The sequence below is a fragment of the Pseudomonas mandelii genome (assembly GCF_900106065.1).
GTDB classification, from domain to species: domain Bacteria; phylum Pseudomonadota; class Gammaproteobacteria; order Pseudomonadales; family Pseudomonadaceae; genus Aquipseudomonas; species Aquipseudomonas mandelii.
The window spans coordinates 3,020,134-3,037,166 of the sequence record NZ_LT629796.1 but is presented as its reverse complement, the minus strand read 5'-3'; the positions used below and the strand labels follow the sequence as shown (position 1 = coordinate 3,037,166).

General features: G+C 54.6%; 23 protein-coding genes. All 23 read right to left on the bottom strand.

All coding sequences use genetic code 11. The features are described from left to right. Positions 1-2 precede the first annotated feature (2 nt). A complete protein-coding gene (gene rplR / locus BLU63_RS13875; RefSeq protein ID WP_003186037.1) occupies positions 3-353 on the bottom strand; it encodes a 50S ribosomal protein L18 in 351 nt (116 codons plus the stop codon). A gap of 10 nt (positions 354-363) precedes the next feature. Then, positions 364-897 carry a 50S ribosomal protein L6 gene (gene rplF, locus BLU63_RS13870; protein ID WP_003176412.1) on the bottom strand — a complete coding sequence of 178 codons (534 nt, stop codon included), beginning with the start codon at positions 895-897 and terminating at the stop codon, positions 364-366. Positions 898-909: 12 nt separating this feature from the next. Further along, entirely contained in the window at positions 910-1,302 is a 393-nt protein-coding gene (gene rpsH / locus BLU63_RS13865; RefSeq protein ID WP_003186040.1) for a 30S ribosomal protein S8, read from the bottom strand. A 209-nt stretch (positions 1,303-1,511) separates the two neighbouring features. Further along, positions 1,512-1,817: a 30S ribosomal protein S14 gene (gene rpsN, locus BLU63_RS13860; RefSeq protein ID WP_003176414.1), complete on the bottom strand. Its 306-nt coding sequence runs from the start codon at positions 1,815-1,817 to the stop codon at positions 1,512-1,514. Between the two features lie 13 nt (positions 1,818-1,830). Then, a complete protein-coding gene (gene rplE, locus BLU63_RS13855) occupies positions 1,831-2,370 on the bottom strand; it encodes a 50S ribosomal protein L5 (protein WP_003176415.1) in 540 nt (179 codons plus the stop codon). Positions 2,371-2,390: 20 nt separating this feature from the next. Further along, complete coding sequence (gene rplX, locus BLU63_RS13850) at positions 2,391-2,705, bottom strand: 50S ribosomal protein L24 (RefSeq protein ID WP_003176416.1); 315 nt, start codon at positions 2,703-2,705, stop codon at positions 2,391-2,393. 11 nt (positions 2,706-2,716) lie between these two features. Further along, the gene (gene rplN, locus BLU63_RS13845) at positions 2,717-3,085 is read right to left on the bottom strand and encodes a 50S ribosomal protein L14 (protein ID WP_002555479.1); all 369 of its coding nucleotides are present in this window, start codon (positions 3,083-3,085) and stop codon (positions 2,717-2,719) included. Positions 3,086-3,108: 23 nt separating this feature from the next. Further along, entirely contained in the window at positions 3,109-3,375 is a 267-nt protein-coding gene (rpsQ, locus tag BLU63_RS13840) for a 30S ribosomal protein S17 (protein ID WP_003176419.1), read from the bottom strand. Positions 3,376-3,377: 2 nt separating this feature from the next. Further along, positions 3,378-3,569: a 50S ribosomal protein L29 gene (gene rpmC, locus BLU63_RS13835; protein ID WP_002555481.1), complete on the bottom strand. Its 192-nt coding sequence runs from the start codon at positions 3,567-3,569 to the stop codon at positions 3,378-3,380. Beyond that, complete coding sequence (gene rplP / locus BLU63_RS13830) at positions 3,569-3,982, bottom strand: 50S ribosomal protein L16 (RefSeq protein ID WP_007896757.1); 414 nt, start codon at positions 3,980-3,982, stop codon at positions 3,569-3,571. Before rplP ends, rpmC begins: the two co-directional genes overlap by 1 nt. Positions 3,983-3,994: 12 nt before the next feature. Then, positions 3,995-4,681, bottom strand: a complete 687-nt coding sequence (rpsC, locus tag BLU63_RS13825; RefSeq protein WP_003176422.1) for a 30S ribosomal protein S3 — start codon at positions 4,679-4,681, stop codon at positions 3,995-3,997. A gap of 13 nt (positions 4,682-4,694) precedes the next feature. Then, complete coding sequence (gene rplV, locus BLU63_RS13820) at positions 4,695-5,027, bottom strand: 50S ribosomal protein L22 (RefSeq protein ID WP_003103908.1); 333 nt, start codon at positions 5,025-5,027, stop codon at positions 4,695-4,697. A 13-nt stretch (positions 5,028-5,040) separates the two neighbouring features. After that, positions 5,041-5,316, bottom strand: a complete 276-nt coding sequence (rpsS, locus tag BLU63_RS13815; protein WP_002555486.1) for a 30S ribosomal protein S19 — start codon at positions 5,314-5,316, stop codon at positions 5,041-5,043. 16 nt (positions 5,317-5,332) lie between these two features. Further along, complete coding sequence (gene rplB / locus BLU63_RS13810) at positions 5,333-6,157, bottom strand: 50S ribosomal protein L2 (RefSeq protein ID WP_003176423.1); 825 nt, start codon at positions 6,155-6,157, stop codon at positions 5,333-5,335. Between the two features lie 14 nt (positions 6,158-6,171). Further along, on the bottom strand, positions 6,172-6,471 hold the full coding sequence (gene rplW, locus BLU63_RS13805; RefSeq protein WP_002555488.1) for a 50S ribosomal protein L23: 300 nt from the start codon (positions 6,469-6,471) through the stop codon (positions 6,172-6,174). Beyond that, positions 6,468-7,070 (bottom strand): 50S ribosomal protein L4, encoded by a 603-nt coding sequence (gene rplD, locus BLU63_RS13800; RefSeq protein WP_007896707.1) that lies wholly within the window; start codon positions 7,068-7,070, stop codon positions 6,468-6,470. The genes rplW and rplD overlap by 4 nt, the downstream gene beginning before the upstream one ends. Before the next feature lie 12 nt (positions 7,071-7,082). Beyond that, entirely contained in the window at positions 7,083-7,718 is a 636-nt protein-coding gene (rplC, locus tag BLU63_RS13795; protein ID WP_003186059.1) for a 50S ribosomal protein L3, read from the bottom strand. 80 nt (positions 7,719-7,798) lie between these two features. Further along, entirely contained in the window at positions 7,799-8,110 is a 312-nt protein-coding gene (gene rpsJ, locus BLU63_RS13790; protein ID WP_003186070.1) for a 30S ribosomal protein S10, read from the bottom strand. A 156-nt stretch (positions 8,111-8,266) separates the two neighbouring features. Further along, the gene (tuf, locus tag BLU63_RS13785) at positions 8,267-9,460 is read right to left on the bottom strand and encodes an elongation factor Tu (protein WP_007896660.1); all 1,194 of its coding nucleotides are present in this window, start codon (positions 9,458-9,460) and stop codon (positions 8,267-8,269) included. A gap of 31 nt (positions 9,461-9,491) precedes the next feature. Next, positions 9,492-11,597, bottom strand: a complete 2,106-nt coding sequence (gene fusA, locus BLU63_RS13780; RefSeq protein ID WP_083375647.1) for an elongation factor G — start codon at positions 11,595-11,597, stop codon at positions 9,492-9,494. A gap of 30 nt (positions 11,598-11,627) precedes the next feature. Further along, on the bottom strand, positions 11,628-12,098 hold the full coding sequence (gene rpsG, locus BLU63_RS13775) for a 30S ribosomal protein S7 (RefSeq protein ID WP_002555493.1): 471 nt from the start codon (positions 12,096-12,098) through the stop codon (positions 11,628-11,630). Positions 12,099-12,216: 118 nt separating this feature from the next. Next, complete coding sequence (gene rpsL / locus BLU63_RS13770) at positions 12,217-12,588, bottom strand: 30S ribosomal protein S12 (RefSeq protein WP_002555494.1); 372 nt, start codon at positions 12,586-12,588, stop codon at positions 12,217-12,219. Positions 12,589-12,804: 216 nt separating this feature from the next. Next, positions 12,805-17,004, bottom strand: a complete 4,200-nt coding sequence (gene rpoC / locus BLU63_RS13765; protein WP_007896632.1) for a DNA-directed RNA polymerase subunit beta' — start codon at positions 17,002-17,004, stop codon at positions 12,805-12,807. Positions 17,005-17,033 lie beyond the last annotated feature (29 nt).

Genomic DNA, 17,033 nt, shown 5'->3' with positions numbered 1-17,033 from the left:
ACTTAGAACTCCAGCCCAGCTTCACGAGCAGCATCAGCCAGCGCCTTGACGCGGCCGTGGTACTTGAAGCCAGAGCGGTCGAAAGCCACCTGCGAGACGCCAGCGGCTTTTGCACGCGTAGCGACCAGCTGGCCAACCTTAGTGGCCGCGTCGATGTTGCCAGTGGCGCCATCACGCAGTTCTTTATCCAAAGTCGAGGCAGATGCCAGGACTTTGTTGCCGTCGGCCGAAATGACCTGGGCGTAGATGTGCTGCGACGAGCGGAACACGCAGAGACGCACGACTTCGAGTTCGTGCATTTTCAGGCGTGCTTTGCGAGCGCGACGCAGTCGAGTAACTTTTTTGTCGGTCATTTGCTATGCCCTACTTCTTCTTGGCTTCTTTACGACGGACGACTTCGTCCGCGTAGCGCACACCTTTGCCTTTGTACGGCTCTGGTGGACGGAAGTCGCGGATCTCGGCGGCCACTTGACCTACCAGCTGCTTATCGATGCCCTTGATCAGGATATCGGTCTGGCTAGGAGTCTCAGCGGTGATGCCTTCCGGCAGTTCATAATCCACTGGATGCGAGAAGCCAAGAGCCAGGTTCAGCACTGTGCCTTTTGCTTGCGCTTTGTAACCAACACCGACCAGCTGGAGCTTACGCTCGAAGCCTTGGCTTACGCCTTGGACCATGTTGTTTACCAACGCACGAGTGGTACCAGCCATTGCGCGAGTTTGTTGATCGCCATTGCGAGCAGCGAAACGCAGCTCACCAGCTTCTTCAACGATCTCAACGGACGAATGGATGTTCAGTTCGAGAGTGCCCTTGGCACCCTTCACCGAAAGCTGTTGGCCTGCGAATTTTACTTCGACACCGGCTGGCAGCTTAACGGGGTTCTTAGCGACGCGTGACATGCTTATCCCCCCTTAGAACACAGTGCAAAGAACTTCGCCGCCGACACCGGCAGCGCGCGCAGCACGATCCGTCATCACACCTTTGTTGGTGGAGACGATAGACACACCGAGACCGCCACGAACTTTTGGCAGATCATCGACGGACTTGTACTGACGCAGGCCTGGACGGCTAACGCGCTTCACTTCCTCGATGACCGGACGGCCTTCGAAGTACTTCAGCTCGATGGACAGCAGTGGCTTGATTTCGCTGCTGATCTGATAACCCGCAATGTAACCTTCGTCCTTCAGGACTTTGGCAACAGCTACCTTCAAAGTAGAAGATGGCATGCTTACGACGGACTTTTCAGCCATCTGGGCATTACGGATTCGAGTTAGCATGTCCGCTAACGGGTCCTGCATACTCATGGGCTAGACGCTCCTAATACAAAAAAATTAGCCTTGCGGCTACTACTTGTCGCCGAGCTCATCCATGCGGAAAAAGCACGGGCTCAGGCGAGCCGGGTATTCTAGACACACCCCACAAATGAATCAAGCCCCAAAAGGGGCTTGATTCAAGTTCAAGGTCACCGGTGGTCAGGATCTTGCGATCCCGAACACCGAGACTTTGATAGTGCTTACCAGCTGGCTTTAACCAGACCAGGTACGTCACCACGCATTGCAGCTTCACGCAGTTTGTTACGGCCGAGGCCGAACTTGCGGTAAACGCCGTGTGGACGACCGGTCAGGCGGCAGCGGTTACGCATGCGCGAGGCGCTTGCGTCACGTGGCTGCTTCTGCAGAGCTACTGTAGCTTCCCAACGTGCTTCTGGACTTGCGTTCAGATCAACGATGATAGCTTTCAGTGCTGCACGCTTTTTGGCGTACTTGGCAACCGTGAGCTGACGCTTCAGCTCGCGGTTTTTCATGCTCATCTTGGCCATTTTCCTACTCCAATCAGTTGCGGAACGGGAATTTGAAAGCACGCAACAGGGCGCGACCTTCATCATCGTTCTTGGCAGTGGTGGTCAGGGTAATGTCCAGACCGCGGAGAGCATCGATCTTGTCGTAGTCGATTTCCGGGAAGATGATCTGCTCTTTAACGCCCATGCTGTAGTTACCACGACCATCGAAGGACTTGGCATTCAGGCCGCGGAAGTCGCGAACCCGAGGCAGGGAGATCGACAGCAGACGATCCAGAAACTCGTACATACGCTCACGGCGCAGAGTCACTTTGACGCCGATCGGCCAACCTTCACGGACTTTAAAGCCAGCGATGGATTTCCGAGCGTAAGTCACAACGACTTTCTGACCGGTGATCTTTTCCAGGTCGGCAACAGCGTGCTCGATGACTTTTTTGTCACCGACAGCTTCGCCCAGACCCATGTTCAGGGTGATTTTGGTAACGCGTGGAACTTCCATCACGTTCGAAAGCTTAAGTTCTTCCTTAAGCTTCGGTGCGATTTCCTTCCAGTAAATCTCTTTTAGTCGTGCCATGGTCTTCTACCTAGCAGTGTTCAAGCATCAACCGCTTTTTGGGTCGACTTGAAGACACGAATTTTCTTGCCATCTTCTACTTTGAAACCAACGCGGTCAGCCTTGTTGGTTTCGCCGTTGAAAATGGCGACGTTAGAAGCGTCCAGTGGAGCTTCTTTTTCGACGATACCGCCTTGTACGCCCGACATCGGGTTAGGCTTGGTATGACGCTTAACCAGGTTCAGACCACCAATAACCAGACGGTTATTAGCGAGAACCTTAAGCACCTTACCGCGCTTACCTTTGTCTTTGCCGGCGATCACGATGATCTCGTCGTCACGACGAATCTTTTGCATGTCGGATCTCCTTACAGCACTTCTGGGGCGAGCGAGACGATCTTCATGAACTTCTCAGTACGAAGTTCACGGGTCACTGGCCCAAAGATACGGGTGCCGATCGGCTCTTGCTTGTTGTTCAGAAGAACAGCAGCGTTGCCATCAAAGCGGATAATGGAGCCATCAGCACGGCGTACACCGTGACGAGTGCGGACTACAACAGCAGTCATCACTTGGCCTTTTTTCACTTTACCGCGAGGAATTGCTTCCTTGACGGTAACTTTGATGATGTCACCGATACCAGCGTAACGACGATGGGAGCCACCCAGCACCTTGATGCACATAACACGGCGAGCGCCGCTGTTATCGGCCACATCGAGCATGGATTGAGTCTGAATCATATAATTTCTCCGACCCCTAGTCCTTAGACTTCCACAGCGCGTTCGAGAACATCAACCAGCGCCCAAGACTTGGTCTTGGCCAAAGGACGAGTTTCACGAATAGTGACTTTGTCGCCGATGTGGCACTGATTGGTTTCGTCGTGCGCGTGCAGCTTAGTCGAACGCTTAACGTATTTACCGTAGATCGGGTGCTTAACGCGACGCTCGATCAGAACGGTGATGGTTTTGTCCATCTTGTCGCTGACAACACGGCCAGTCAGCGTACGGACAGTTTTTTCGGCTTCAGCCATGATTACTTACCTGCCTGCTGGTTGAGCACAGTCTTCACGCGAGCGATGTCACGCTTAACTTGCGAGAGCAGATGAGACTGCCCCAACTGGCCAGTTGCTTTCTGCATACGCAGATTGAACTGGTCGCGCAGCAAGCCGAGCAGTTGCTCGTTCAGCTGCTGTGCGGATTTTTCACGAAGTTCATTCGCTTTCATCACATCACCGTCCGTTTAACAAAGGCGGTGGCGAGCGGCAGCTTTGCAGCAGCCAGGGCAAAAGCCTCACGCGCCAGCTCTTCAGAAACACCCTCGATTTCATACAGGACTTTGCCTGGCTGAATCTGGGCAACCCAGTACTCCACACTACCCTTACCTTTACCCATCCGAACTTCGAGTGGCTTTTTGGAAATAGGCTTGTCCGGGAATACACGGATCCAGATCTTGCCGCCACGTTTAACGTGACGGGTCAGAGCACGACGCGCTGACTCGATCTGACGAGCGGTGAGACGACCACGAGCTACAGACTTCAGCGCGAACTCGCCGAAGCTGACTTTGCTACCGCGCTGAGCCAGACCACGGTTGTGGCCTGTCATCTGCTTGCGGAACTTCGTACGCTTTGGTTGCAACATTTGGCGTACCCCTTACTTAGCAGCTTTTTTACGAGGCGCTGGTGCTTGTGGTTTCAGTTCTTCTTGGCGACCACCAATTACTTCGCCTTTGAAGATCCAAACCTTTACACCGATCACACCGTAAGTGGTGTGAGCTTCGTAGTTGGCATAGTCGATGTCGGCACGCAGGGTGTGCAGTGGCACACGACCTTCGCGATACCATTCAGTACGTGCGATTTCAGCACCGCCGAGACGACCGCTCACTTGGATTTTGATGCCTTTGGCACCAATGCGCATGGCGTTTTGTACAGCGCGCTTCATAGCGCGACGGAACATTACGCGACGCTCCAGCTGCTGAGCTACGCTCTGCGCAACCAACATACCGTCGAGTTCCGGCTTGCGGATTTCTTCGATATTGATGTGCACAGGCACACCCATTTGTTTGGTCAGGTCCTGACGCAGTTTCTCAACATCTTCACCTTTCTTCCCGATAACGATACCTGGACGAGCGGTGTGGATGGTGATACGTGCAGTTTGAGCCGGACGATGGATATCGATACGGCTTACGGACGCGCTTTTTAGTTTGTCTTGGAGATACTCACGCACCTTCAGATCAGCGAACAAATAGTCCGCATAAGTCCGACCGTCTGCGTACCAGACGGAGGTGTGTTCCTTGACGATTCCCAGGCGAATGCCAATGGGATGTACTTTCTGACCCATCTCTTCGACTCCGTTACTTGTCAGCAACCTTGACAGTGATATGGCAAGACCGCTTGACGATGCGATCAGCACGGCCTTTGGCACGTGGCATGATTCGCTTCAGCGAACGCCCTTCGTTGACGAAAACGGTGCTGACCTTGAGGTCATCAACGTCTGCGCCTTCGTTATGCTCGGCGTTGGCTACGGCCGACTCCAGCACTTTCTTCATGATCTCGGCGGCTTTCTTACTGCTGAAAGCCAACAGGTTGAGCGCTTCGCCCACCTTCTTCCCGCGGATCTGGTCGGCGACCAAGCGGGCTTTCTGGGCGGAGATTCGAGCGCCCGACAACTTAGCGGCTACTTCCATCGTTCCTTACCCCTTAACGCTTGGCTTTCTTGTCTGCCACGTGCCCACGATATGTGCGGGTACCGGCAAACTCGCCTAGTTTGTGGCCGACCATGTCTTCGTTCACGAGAACTGGAACATGTTGACGACCGTTATGAACTGCAATGGTCAGACCGACCATTTGTGGCAGGATCATCGAACGACGCGACCAGGTTTTAACTGGTTTGCGATCGTTCTTTTCCGCCGCCACTTCGATCTTCTTCAGTAGGTGAAGATCAATAAAAGGACCTTTTTTCAGAGAACGTGGCACTGTCGTATCCCTCTATTTACTTGCGACGACGGACGATCATTTTGTCGGTACGCTTATTACCACGAGTCTTCGCGCCCTTAGTCGGGAAGCCCCATGGCGATACCGGATGACGACCACCAGAGGTACGACCTTCACCACCACCATGTGGGTGGTCAACCGGGTTCATGGCAACACCACGAACGGTTGGGCGAACGCCACGCCAGCGTTTGGCACCAGCTTTACCCAGCGAACGCAGGCTGTGCTCGGAGTTCGAGACTTCACCCAGGGTCGCGCGGCATTCAGCCAGCACTTTACGCATCTCACCAGAACGCAGACGCAGGGTCACGTAGACACCTTCACGAGCGATCAGCTGAGCCGAAGCACCAGCGGAACGAGCGATTTGCGCGCCTTTACCTGGCTTCAATTCGATGCCGTGTACGGTGCTACCAACTGGAATGTTACGCAGTTGCAGAGCGTTGCCCGGCTTGATCGGCGCCAAAGCACCTGCGATCAGCTGGTCGCCAGCACTCACGCCTTTAGGGGCGATGATGTAGCGACGCTCGCCATCTGCGTACAGCAGCAGAGCGATGTGAGCAGTACGGTTTGGATCGTATTCGATACGCTCGACAGTGGCAGAGATGCCATCTTTGTCGTTGCGACGGAAATCGACCAGACGATAATGCTGCTTATGGCCACCACCGATGTGACGAGTGGTAATGCGACCATTGTTGTTACGACCACCAGTCTTCGATTTTTTCTCGAGCAGCGGTGCGTGAGGAGCGCCTTTATGCAGCTCCTGGTTGACCACCTTGACCACAAAACGGCGGCCAGGGGAAGTCGGTTTGCATTTAACGATTGCCATGATGCACCCCTTCCTTACTCAGCACTGCTGCTGAAATCGAGATCTTGGCCTGGCTGAAGGGAGATAACTGCCTTCTTCCAGTCATTACGCTTGCCCAGACCGCGAGCAGTGCGCTTGCTCTTACCCAGAACATTCAGGGTAGTAACACGCTCTACTTTCACGCTGAACAGGCTTTCGACGGCCTTCTTGATTTCCAGCTTGGTTGCGTCAGTTGCAACCTTGAAAACGAACTGGCCTTTCTTGTCAGCCAGAACCGTAGCCTTCTCGGAAACGTGCGGGCCAAGCAGAACTTTAAATACGCGTTCCTGGTTCATCCCAGCAGCTCCTCGAATTTCTTCACGGCCGACACGGTGATCAACACCTTGTCGTATGCGATCAGACTAACTGGATCGGAACCTTGCACGTCACGTACATCAACGTGTGGCAGGTTACGAGCAGCCAGGTACAGGTTCTGATCAACTACTTCAGACACGATCAAGACGTCAGTCAGGCCCATGCCGGTCAGTTTGTTCAGCAGATCTTTGGTCTTCGGTGCATCAACAGCGAAGTCCTGAACCACAACCAGACGATCAGTACGCACCAGCTCAGCAAGGATGGAACGCATTGCTGCGCGATACATCTTCTTGTTCAGCTTCTGGGTGTGATCCTGAGGACGTGCTGCGAAAGTGGTACCGCCGCCACGCCAGATTGGGCTACGGATAGTACCGGCACGAGCACGGCCAGTACCTTTCTGACGCCATGGGCGCTTACCGCCACCACGAACGTCGGAACGGGTCTTTTGCTGCTTGCTACCTTGACGGCCGCCGGCCATGTAGGCCACGACTGCTTGGTGAACCAGCGTCTCGTTGAATTCGCCGCCAAATGTCAGTTCGGAAACTTCGATCGCTTGAGCGTCATTTACATTTAATTGCATGTCAGCTTCCCCTTAACCGCGAGCCTTGGCTGCTGGACGTACAACCAAGTTGCCGCCAGTAGCGCCAGGAACAGCGCCCTTGACCAACAACAGATTGCGTTCAGCGTCCACGCGCACTACTTCGAGGGACTGCACGGTCACGCGCTCAGCGCCCATATGACCGGACATTTTTTTGCCCTTGAATACACGACCAGGAGTCTGGCACTGGCCGATAGAGCCTGGAACGCGGTGGGACACGGAGTTACCGTGGGTATTATCTTGCCCGCGGAAGTTCCAACGCTTGATCGTACCCTGGAAGCCTTTACCCTTGGACTGACCGGTTACATCAACCAGTTGACCAGCGGCGAAGATTTCAGCGTTGATCAGATCGCCGGCCTGGTACTCGCCTTCTTCAAGGCGGAATTCCATTACGGTACGACCAGCGGCAACGTTCGCTTTAGCGAAGTGGCCAGCTTGAGCGGCTGTAACACGCGAAGCACGACGCTCGCCTACAGTGACTTGCACTGCACGATAGCCATCGGTCTCTTCAGTTTTGAACTGGGTGACGCGATTCGGCTCGATCTCAATGACCGTGACCGGAATGGAGACACCTTCTTCGGTGAAAATACGGGTCATACCGCATTTACGACCGACTACACCAATAGTCATGTTGTAAACCTCATGAGTGTACGGGGCTTTCACCCGCTATGGCCGCCCATTTCAGAGCGTTACACGACTAAGACCGAGTCTTAGCCGAGGCTGATCTGTACTTCCACACCGGCCGCCAGATCAAGCTTCATAAGAGCATCAACGGTTTTATCCGTTGGCTGGACGATGTCCAGTACGCGCTTATGAGTACGGATCTCGTACTGGTCACGCGCGTCTTTGTTGACGTGCGGGGAGACCAGAACGGTGAACCGCTCTTTACGGGTAGGCAGTGGAATTGGACCACGCACTTGAGCACCAGTACGTTTCGCGGTTTCCACGATTTCCTGGGTGGATTGGTCGATCAGGCGATGGTCAAAAGCCTTCAACCTGATACGGATTTGCTGATTTTGCATTGGATTTCAGACTCCGGCTGCTATTCCCACCGAGCGCAATACGCCCGTTAAAAGGAGGCGCAATTCTATAGACGCCCCATATAGGTGTCAACCCAATAAAAAAGCCCCCGCTAAGCGGGGGCTTTTTCAATTCATCAAAGCCAACTCGAAAAGAGCTTACTCGATGATTTTGGCTACGACGCCAGCGCCGACGGTACGACCGCCTTCACGGATAGCGAAACGCAGACCGTCTTCCATTGCGATGGTCTTGATCAGGGTGACAACCATTTTGATGTTGTCGCCTGGCATTACCATTTCAACGCCTTCCGGCAGTTCGCAGTTACCAGTCACGTCAGTAGTACGGAAGTAGAACTGTGGACGGTAGCCTTTGAAGAACGGAGTGTGACGACCGCCTTCTTCTTTGCTCAGAACGTAGACTTCAGCTTCGAACTTGGTGTGCGGCTTGACCGAACCTGGCTTAACCAGAACCTGGCCACGCTCAACGTCGTCACGCTTGGTACCACGCAGCAGAACGCCGCAGTTCTCGCCAGCACGACCTTCGTCGAGCAGCTTACGGAACATTTCAACACCGGTGCAGGTGGTGACGGTAGTGTCACGCAGACCAACGATTTCCAGTGGATCCTGAACCTTGACGATACCGCGCTCGATACGGCCAGTTACAACAGTACCGCGACCGGAGATCGAGAATACGTCTTCGATTGGCATCAGGAACGGCTTGTCGATAACGCGAACTGGATCTGGAATGTAGCTGTCCAGAGTCTCAACCAGCTTACGAACGGCAGTGGTGCCCATTTCGTTGTCGTCTTGGCCGTTCAGAGCCATCAGAGCCGAACCGATGATGATCGGAGTGTCGTCACCTGGGAAGTCGTAAGTGCTCAGCAGGTCGCGCACTTCCATCTCAACCAGTTCCAGCAGCTCAGCGTCGTCAACCATGTCAGCCTTGTTCAGGAAGACAACGATGTACGGAACGCCAACCTGACGGGACAGCAGGATGTGCTCACGGGTTTGTGGCATCGGACCATCAGCGGCCGAGCAAACCAGGATAGCGCCGTCCATCTGAGCAGCACCGGTGATCATGTTCTTCACGTAGTCAGCGTGACCTGGGCAGTCAACGTGAGCGTAGTGACGGATCAGCGAGTTGTATTCAACGTGCGCGGTGTTGATGGTGATACCACGAGCCTTTTCTTCCGGAGCGCTGTCGATTTTGTCGAAAGCAACAACGGCCGAACCGAAAACTTCGGAGCAGACGCGAGTCAGAGCAGCGGTCAGCGTGGTTTTACCGTGGTCGACGTGACCGATGGTGCCAACGTTGACGTGCGGGAGGGTACGGTCAAATTTTTCTTTAGCCACGACAATTAACTCCTAGCCTAAAGGGGCTGAATCAGCCTTGTTTTTTGGTAACGGTTTCGACGATGTGCGACGGAGCCGTATTGTATTTTTTGAATTCCATAGAGTAGCTTGCGCGACCTTGGGACATGGAACGGACGTCAGTTGCATAACCGAACATCTCGCCCAGCGGAACCTCAGCACGAATTACTTTGCCGGAGACCGTGTCTTCCATACCCAGGATCATGCCGCGACGACGGTTAAGGTCGCCCATCACGTCACCCATATAGTCTTCAGGTGTAACAACCTCTACCGCCATGATCGGCTCAAGCAACTCACCACCGCCCTTCTGGGCCAGTTGCTTGGTTGCCATGGAAGCAGCCACCTTAAACGCCATCTCGTTGGAGTCGACGTCGTGGTAAGAACCATCAAACACGGTAGCCTTCAGGCCGATCAGCGGATAGCCGGCCACAACGCCGTTCTTCATCTGCTCTTCGATACCCTTCTGGATAGCCGGGATGTATTCCTTAGGAACCACACCACCCACTACTTCGTTCAGGAATTGCAGACCTTCCTGACCTTCGTCAGCAGGAGCAAAACGAATCCAGCAGTGACCGAACTGGCCACGACCGCCGGACTGACGAACGAACTTGCCTTCAATTTCGCAGCTCTTCGTGATGCGCTCACGGTACGAAACTTGTGGCTTACCGATGTTGGCTTCGACGTTGAACTCACGGCGCATCCGGTCAACCAGGATGTCCAGGTGCAACTCGCCCATGCCGGAGATGATCGTTTGACCAGTCTCTTCATCAGTCTTGACGCGGAAAGATGGATCTTCCTGAGCGAGCTTGCCCAGAGCGATACCCATTTTTTCCTGGTCATCCTTGGTCTTAGGCTCTACGGCAACCGAAATAACCGGCTCCGGGAAGTCCATGCGAACCAGGATGATTGGCTTGTCAGCGTTGCACAAAGTCTCACCAGTGGTGACGTCCTTCATGCCGATCAAGGCCGCGATGTCACCAGCGCGTACTTCCTTGATTTCTTCACGGGCGTTTGCGTGCATTTGCACCATACGACCCACACGCTCTTTCTTGCCTTTAACCGAGTTGATCACGCCGTCGCCGGAGGCCAACACGCCCGAGTAAACTCGAACGAAAGTCAAGGTACCCACGAATGGGTCGGTAGCGATCTTGAACGCCAGAGCCGAGAACGGCTCGCTGTCGTCTGCGTGACGCTCCATTTCCTTGGTCTCGTCATCCGGGTCTGTACCCTTGATGGCAGGAATGTCGGTAGGAGCAGGCAGGTAGTCGATCACGGCGTCGAGAACCAGGGGAACACCCTTGTTCTTGAAGGAAGAACCGCAAACAGCCAGAACAATCTCACCAGCGATAGTACGCTGACGCAGAGCGGCCTTGATTTCCGCGTTGGTGAGTTCTTCACCTTCGAGGTACTTGTTCATCAGCTCTTCGCTGGCTTCAGCCGCAGCTTCAACCATATTGCCGCGCCATTCGTCAGCCAGTTCCTGCAGTTCTGCAGGGATAGGCTTGCGAACTGGAACCATGCCTTTGTCAGAATCATTCCAGTAAACAGCTTCCATAGCCATCAGGTCGATCTGACCCTGGAAGTTGTCTTCGGAACCGATAGCCAACTGGATTGGAACCGGGGTGTGACCCAGACGCTGTTTGATCTGACCGATCACGCGCAGGAAGTTCGCACCAGCACGGTCCATCTTGTTTACATAAACAAGACGTGGAACGCCGTACTTGTTGGCCTGACGCCATACGGTTTCCGACTGAGGCTCAACACCCGAGGTGCCGCAGAACACAACGACCGCGCCGTCGAGAACACGCAAGGAACGCTCAACTTCAATAGTGAAGTCAACGTGGCCCGGGGTGTCGATGACGTTGAAGCGATACTGGTCTTTGTGCTGCTTCTCGGAACCCTGCCAGAAGGCGGTAATAGCAGCAGAAGTAATGGTAATACCACGCTCCTGCTCCTGCACCATCCAGTCTGTGGTCGCGGCGCCGTCATGCACCTCGCCCATTTTGTGACTTTTGCCAGTGTAAAAAAGGACGCGCTCGGTGGTGGTGGTTTTACCAGCATCCACGTGAGCAACGATACCAATGTTACGGTAGCGATTAATCGGTGTAGTACGAGCCATAAAGCCCTCGCAAAATTAGTGACGCTAAAATTAGAAGCGGTAGTGCGAGAAAGCCTTGTTGGCTTCAGCCATACGGTGCACGTCTTCACGCTTCTTAACTGCAGCACCTTTGCCTTCAGCAGCGTCCAACAGTTCGCCAGCCAAACGCAGAGCCATAGACTTCTCGCCGCGCTTACGGGCGAAGTCTACCAACCAGCGCATTGCCAGAGCGTTACGACGGGACGGACGAACTTCGACCGGAACCTGGTAAGTAGCACCGCCTACACGGCGCGACTTTACTTCGACCAGCGGAGCGATGGCGTCGAGAGCTTTCTCGAAGATTTCCAGGGGATCGCTGTTCTTGCGTTCTTTAACCTTTTCCAGCGCGCCATAAACGATACGCTCGGCAACGGCTTTCTTGCCGCTTTCCATTACGTGGTTCATGAACTTGGCCAGGATCTGGCTGCCGTATTTTGGATCGTCAAGCACTTCGCGCTTGGCTGCTACGCGTCTTCTTGGCATGGATAAGCCCTCAAACGGTCTTCAGGTTCGCTCGGAATCGGTGCCCTTTCGGGACGCCTCCGACCTTACTCTTATCGACTCAGAAAAATAGAAAATCAGTTCTTACAAAAAGCCGCTACTACTTAGGCTTCTTGGTACCGTACTTCGAACGACCCTGGTTACGACCTTTAACGCCGGAAGTATCCAAAGAACCGCGTACGGTGTGGTAACGAACACCTGGCAAGTCTTTTACACGACCGCCGCGGATCAGTACCACGCTGTGCTCTTGCAGGTTGTGGCCTTCACCGCCGATGTACGAGGAAACCTCGAAACCGTTGGTCAGACGCACACGGCATACTTTACGCAGTGCCGAGTTAGGTTTTTTCGGCGTGGTGGTATACACACGGGTGCATACGCCACGACGTTGCGGGCAGTTCTGCAGCGCAGGCACGTCGGATTTCTCGACGATACGCTTACGCGGCTGACGTACCAGCTGGTTGATAGTTGCCATCTACTAGCTCCACTGTTGTCTTGCGACGCTATTGTCTTGCAAGAAAAGCAAAATGGCAGGAACGAATTCCCGCCAAATTTAGGGGTACAAGAGTCTAAAGAGGATCTTGTCCCCAGTCAAGGCAAGGCCCCGACCTCCCCGCTCATCCAACCTCGACAAATTGTCTCGATTCGATGAACGGAACGACCGGGGCCCCACACTCATTTACCGCAGAACTCAGTTACCGCTCGAGTTCAGTGCTTCGGTCAGTGCAGCTTCCACTTCACTGGCGCTAACGCGCAACGGTTTGTCAGCATCACGGCGGCGCTTGCGCTCGCTGTGATAAGCCAGACCGGTACCGGCCGGGATCAGACGACCCACGACTACGTTTTCTTTCAGGCCGCGCAGGTAATCGCGCTTGCCGGTTACCGCCGCTTCGGTCAGTACGCGAGTGGTTTCCTGGAAGGAAGCCGCCGAGATGAACGATTCGGTGGACAACGACGCCTTGGTGATACCCAGCAGCACGCGAGTGAACTTGGAAACGAATTTCTCGTCGCCAGCCAGACGCTCGTTCTCTACCAGAACGTGAGTCAATTCCATCTGGTCGCCCTTGATGAAACTGGAATCGCCGGATTCAGCGATTTCAACTTTACGCAGCATCTGACGCAGGATGGTCTCGATGTGCTTATCGTTGATCTTCACGCCTTGCAGACGATAAACGTCCTGGATCTCGTTCACGATGTACTTGGCCAGCGCACTCACACCCAGCAGACGCAGGATGTCGTGTGGATCGCTTGGGCCGTCGGAGATAACTTCGCCGCGGTTTACCTGTTCGCCTTCGAAGACGTTCAGGTGACGCCACTTCGGAATCAGCTCTTCATACGGATCGCTACCGTCGTTCGGGGTAATGACCAGACGGCGCTTGCCTTTGGTCTCTTTACCGAACGCGATGGTGCCGCTGACTTCAGCCAGAATCGAGGCTTCTTTCGGACGACGGGCTTCGAACAAGTCGGCAACACGCGGCAGACCACCGGTGATGTCACGGGTTTTCGAAGTCTCTTGCGGAATACGAGCGATAACATCACCGATCGCGATTTTCGCGCCGTCCGCTACACCGACCAGGGCGTTAGCAGGCAGGAAGTACTGAGCAATTACGTCGGTACCCGGCAGCAAGAGATCCTTGCCATTGTCATCAACCATCTTCACAGCAGGACGGATATCTTTACCGGCAGCTGGACGGTCTTTGGCGTCGAGTACTTCAATGTTGGTCATACCGGTCAATTCGTCAGTCTGACGCTTGATCGTGATGCCTTCTTCCATGCCCACGTAGGTCACGGTACCTTTCATTTCGGTAACGATTGGGTGAGTGTGCGGATCCCACTTGGCCACGATTGCGCCAGCGTCGACCTTGTCACCTTCTTTAACCGAAATCACAGCACCGTACGGCAGCTTGTAACGCTCGCGCTCACGACCGAAGTCATCAGCGATCGCCAGCTCACCGGAACGGGACACAGCAACCAGGCAACCATCCACTCGCTCAACGTGTTTCAGGTTATGCAGACGGACGGTACCGCCATTCTTCACCTGAACGCTATCAGCTGCGGAGGTCCGGCTTGCCGCACCACCGATGTGGAACGTACGCATGGTCAGCTGGGTACCCGGCTCACCGATGGACTGGGCAGCGATAACGCCGACCGCTTCACCGATGTTCACCTGGTGACCACGAGCCAAGTCACGGCCGTAGCACTTGGCGCAAATGCCATAGCGGGTTTCGCAGCTGATCGGCGAACGCACGATCACTTCGTCGATGCTGTTCAGCTCGATGAACTCGACCCACTTCTCGTCTACCAGCGTGCCGGCAGGAACGATGATTTCTTCGGTACCTGGCTTGAACACGTCACGAGCAATGACACGACCCAATACGCGCTCACCCAACGGCTCGACAACGTCACCGCCTTCAATGTGCGGAGTCATTACCAGGCCATGTTCGGTGCCGCAATCGATCTCGGTCACAACCAGATCCTGCGCCACGTCTACCAGACGACGAGTCAGGTAACCGGAGTTCGCAGTTTTCAACGCGGTATCCGCCAAACCTTTACGAGCACCGTGAGTGGAGATGAAGTACTGAAGTACGCTCAAACCTTCACGGAAGTTCGCAGTAATCGGCGTTTCGATGATGGAACCGTCCGGCTTGGCCATCAGGCCACGCATACCGGCGAGCTGACGGATCTGCGCAGCAGAACCCCGTGCGCCCGAGTCGGCCATCATGTACATCGAGTTGAAGGACTCTTGGTCGACTTCGACGCCATGACGGTCGATGACTTTCTCTTTCGAGAGGTTGGCCATCATCGCCTTGGAAACTTCGTCGTTCGCCTTGGACCAAAGGTCGATCACTTTGTTGTACTTCTCGCCCTGGGTTACCAGGCCGGAGGCGTACTGACTTTCGATCTCTTTCACTTCGTCGGTAGCAGCACCGATGATGCGGGCTTTTTCATCCGGGATAACGAAGTCGTTAACACCGATGGAAACGCCGGAGATGGTCGAATAAGCAAAACCGGTGTACATCAACTGGTCAGCGAAGATCACGGTCTCTTTCAAACCAACCACGCGGTAGCACTGGTTGATCAGCTTGGAGATCGCCTTTTTCTTCATCGGCTGGTTGACGACGTCGTATGACAGGCCAGGTGGAACAACCTGGAACAACAGCGCACGGCCGACAGTGGTGTCGACGATACGGGTGTTCTTGACGCTGCCACCATCACGATCGTTGACGGTTTCGTTGATCCGCACTTTGACCTTGGCGTGCAGTGCGGCTTCGCCGGCACGGAACACACGGTCAACTTCTTGCAGATCCGCGAACACACGACCTTCGCCTTTGGCGTTGATCGCTTCACGAGTCATGTAGTACAGACCCAATACAACGTCCTGCGACGGAACGATGATTGGCTCACCGTTGGCTGGCGACAGAATGTTGTTGGTCGACATCATCAACGCACGCGCTTCCAGCTGGGCTTCCAGTGTCAGCGGTACGTGCACGGCCATTTGGTCGCCGTCGAAGTCGGCGTTGTACGCAGCACAGACCAGAGGGTGCAGCTGGATAGCCTTACCTTCGATCAGTACCGGTTCAAACGCCTGGATACCCAGACGGTGAAGGGTCGGTGCACGGTTGAGGAGAACCGGGTGTTCACGGATCACTTCAGCGAGAACGTCCCAAACCTCTGGCAGCTCGCGCTCGACCATCTTCTTGGCAGCTTTGATGGTGGTAGCGAGACCACGCATTTCCAGCTTGCCGAAGATGAACGGCTTGAACAGCTCGAGGGCCATTTTCTTCGGCAGACCGCACTGGTGCAGACGCAGGGTCGGACCTACGGTAATTACCGAACGACCGGAGTAGTCAACACGCTTACCGAGCAAGTTCTGACGGAAACGACCTTGCTTACCCTTGATCATGTCAGCCAGGGATTTCAGAGGACGCTTGTTCGAACCGGTGATAGCGCGGCCACGACGACCGTTGTCGAGCAGTGCATCGACAGCTTCCTGCAACATACGCTTTTCGTTGCGCACGATGATGTCCGGAGCGGACAGATCGAGCAGACGCTTCAAGCGGTTGTTACGGTTGATCACTCGACGATACAGATCGTTGAGGTCGGAAGTCGCGAAGCGACCGCCATCCAGCGGGACCAGTGGACGCAGATCTGGCGGCAGAACCGGCAGAACGGTCAGCACCATCCATTCTGGAAGGTTGCCGGAACCCTGGAAGGCTTCCATCAACTTCAGACGCTTGGACAGCTTTTTGATTTTGGTTTCGGAGTTGGTTTGCGGAATTTCTTCGCGCAGACGGCCAATCTCGTGTTCCAGGTCGATAGCGTGCAGCAGTTCACGGACAGCTTCGGCACCCATACGGGCATCGAAATCGTCGCCGAACTCTTCCAGCGCTTCGAAGTACTGCTCGTCGTTGAGCAGCTGACCTTTTTCAAGGGTGGTCATGCCTGGATCGATAACGACATAGCTCTCGAAATAGAGAACGCGTTCGATATCACGCAGGGTCATGTCCATCAGCAAGCCGATACGCGACGGCAGCGATTTCAAGAACCAGATGTGGGCAACTGGCGAGGCCAGTTCGATGTGCGCCATGCGCTCACGACGAACTTTAGCCAGCGCGACTTCAACGCCGCACTTCTCGCAGATCACGCCACGGTGCTTCAAGCGCTTGTACTTACCGCACAGGCACTCGTAATCCTTTACCGGGCCAAAGATCTTGGCGCAGAACAGGCCGTCACGTTCAGGTTTGAACGTACGGTAGTTGATGGTTTCCGGCTTTTTAACTTCACCGAACGACCACGAACGGATCATCTCAGGCGATGCCAATCCAATACGGATGGCGTCGAACTCTTCGACTTGACCCTGGTTTTTCAGCAAATTCAGTAGGTCTTTCAAGGCCTTTCCTCCTGGCGGAGCAGAGAGCG